Genomic DNA, 2,430 nt, shown 5'->3' with positions numbered 1-2,430 from the left:
AAGTTGCTGAAGTCTCATTGGCGAGCAGGGATTAAGACGCTGCAGGATTTAGTTAGGGAGCCACAAGCATCCTATTAAATTCGTGGGGATCCCTCAGACTCTGACCCCAATTTATATCTCAGGCAATTCAGCTAAGATATTAAACCGATTGAATATATCAACGGAGAACTGGATTAAGTTGACCTCCGAGTTTGGCAAGATATTCCATGGGCCTGTAGGTACAACTCAAGAGCTTACAGATTACTGCGAACATCTACAGAAACGGCGTCGTCATTTTGCTAGGTGCTGTAAGTACCTAGAAGATGGCTAATAGGCATTAGCTGTAATCTAACTTCCTCCGACTACATTTTCCTCATGAGTTCACCAGTCTTGCCTGAAAATCCCCATTTTCTTATCGAATAGCTGAAATTTACGGCTTTCAACCCTTAGCCTAAGCCCTTGCCTGATGAGTCGAGCCTATTGAATCCACGAGAATCGAAAGCTTTGGTTTGTAGCGCTATATTGTTGATTTATTGTGGGTGGCTTTGTTTAATTAAATGGCTGGCTAAGTGAAACTAATTGGACCTCAAGCCCCGAAACTGAATTAACTAAATATTTATAAGTCTTATCATCTCTATTTTTTAAATCATTCATTAACTGTAAATGAATATTAGTTATTCGATGTCCGAGTTTGATTATTGTGGCGATTGATTCCGATTTAGCATTAATCGAGGGGGCCTTTATCAACAGCGAGAGAGCATCATCGCCGTCCTCTGGATATACAAATGAGACGTTATTTCTGGCCAGAAAAAACAAAAACTCTGGATTGTCTGAACTTCCCATAGCTGCAAAGTAATAGGCATTACGTTGCTGGTCATCGACGTAATATAAATCCAGTCCGTAAGGAGTGAGGCTGCTGGCCAGTTCGTAGTTCCTTTTTATTGCTAAAACTAAAATGGCCTGTTCAGGTATCTCACCTCCAGCGAATATCAGTTCTTCTATAACACTCAACGGAGCATTAGCCGTTATTGCTTGTAGAATGGCAAGGCTCATCAAATCAGGGGATATTTCAAATATCCTAGTGTTTAACTCTAAAAATCTCTTCCAGTCACCTTCATTCAATGCATCTTGAATATCTCTTGCTCGCTTATAGTATGACTTCTTTTGTTCACTGCTATCAAAAACTGGCAGTTCACGCACGAAAGGTTGGCTGTCGTTAGATCCGGGCACAGTGTTAGCCTCTAGCTTAGAGGCGTTGTTTGGGTTTATTGTTGATTCTGAGGCAACTAACGGAGGTGGGAGAGCGGTTTCGAAACTTTTGCCATTTATGACGTCATCAGAATTTACATCGGTATTTACTACCAGTGCAAACACACAAATTCCTGTTAACGAAACAAAAATGCTTACTTTGAGTAAATTCATTCCACATTAGCCTTTGAACTTCATCCCAATTGACAGTTATTTATTTGAACCAAATTTTCCAAAGTAGCCTGCAAAGATTGAGACAATAGCCATAAACATCAATATTATTACAGAGACTTCGTCATGAGGTCGAAGAATAAACTGACCGAGTACATATGGAGTCGCCATACCAGCGAAAAAAATGACAACTCGTAAAGTTCTGTTTTTTGGCATGATGAACATCATCCGTGTTAACTCAGAAAAGTAATGCTTAATAGTATTCATTGGAACCTCCCTTAATTACACATGGCGACATCTTCGGTATGAGTTACATCACAATTCCCAAGCGCATCTTGGTATGCAGTATAGGATGCGACTTCACAGACACCGAATGCGGGGGTAGGGCCAAATCCAACGCAAAGTGCTGCACTCGTCGCATGTAAGGCCCCCGCAATTGTTTTACAACTCGCCTGGGTTTCAGCTGAATCAATGACGCATTGTTCTTGTGGTGTAATCGTACCGCCACTACCACTGCCGCTACCACTGCCGCCACTGCTGGAGCAACTTGAGCATGGGAAATATGAATCTTCCGGTCTAGGAGGCGCTTCGACGCACAGATCTCCGCCAAAGCACTCCTCACCGGCATAAGCAGGAGAGCCGATGCTGAAAGAAATACTATAAGGGTTAACATTATTTATAGAAAAACTAAACAGGTATACAAAAACTACTATTAAGATGTTCCTTATCATTGAGCCAGTCCTTGGTTCTTTAATTAGCTAAAAAAGCTACTCAGTGGATTTCAAGCTAACATAAAAAATAACTAGCAACAACGAATAAAAACAATATTAGAAAAGATAGGACAGGCATATATTTTGTGCTTTAGAGCATCCTCTACTAACCTTTAAGTTACCTCAACTCAGTTTGTTTAGGATAGCAACCATGACTTCAGCTCGACGTACACTAATCGACCCAGAATCGACACCCTTTTATCACATTATAAATCGTTGCGTCAGAAGGGCTTACCTCTGCGGTGAAGATAAGCTGACAGGC

Annotated in this window: 3 protein-coding genes and 1 pseudogene; 1 reads left to right on the top strand and 3 read right to left on the bottom strand. The window is 41.2% G+C overall.

The window, feature by feature from the left end:
• Positions 1 to 115 precede the first annotated feature (115 nt).
• Positions 116 to 310 (top strand): annotated as a pseudogene (locus L2755_RS21875) (transposase); the annotation flags it as partial.
• A 218-nt stretch (positions 311 to 528) separates the two neighbouring features.
• Here L2755_RS21875 and L2755_RS21870 read toward each other — a convergent pair.
• From L2755_RS21870 to L2755_RS21860, 3 genes are read right to left on the bottom strand one after another with little or no spacing between them, the layout of a single operon-like run.
• Positions 529 to 1,401: a hypothetical protein gene (locus L2755_RS21870; RefSeq protein WP_248982746.1), complete on the bottom strand. Its 873-nt coding sequence runs from the start codon at positions 1,399 to 1,401 to the stop codon at positions 529 to 531.
• A 36-nt stretch (positions 1,402 to 1,437) separates the two neighbouring features.
• Positions 1,438 to 1,665 (bottom strand): hypothetical protein, encoded by a 228-nt coding sequence (locus L2755_RS21865; protein WP_248982745.1) that lies wholly within the window; start codon positions 1,663 to 1,665, stop codon positions 1,438 to 1,440.
• Positions 1,666 to 1,676: 11 nt separating this feature from the next.
• The gene (locus tag L2755_RS21860; RefSeq protein WP_248982744.1) at positions 1,677 to 2,129 is read right to left on the bottom strand and encodes a hypothetical protein; all 453 of its coding nucleotides are present in this window, start codon (positions 2,127 to 2,129) and stop codon (positions 1,677 to 1,679) included.
• Positions 2,130 to 2,430 lie beyond the last annotated feature (301 nt).

The organism is Shewanella abyssi (assembly GCF_023284025.1).
Classification (GTDB): Bacteria; Pseudomonadota; Gammaproteobacteria; order Enterobacterales; family Shewanellaceae; genus Shewanella; species Shewanella abyssi.
The sequence above is the reverse complement of the archived record's forward strand: the minus strand, read 5'-3'. Positions and strand labels throughout refer to the sequence as shown.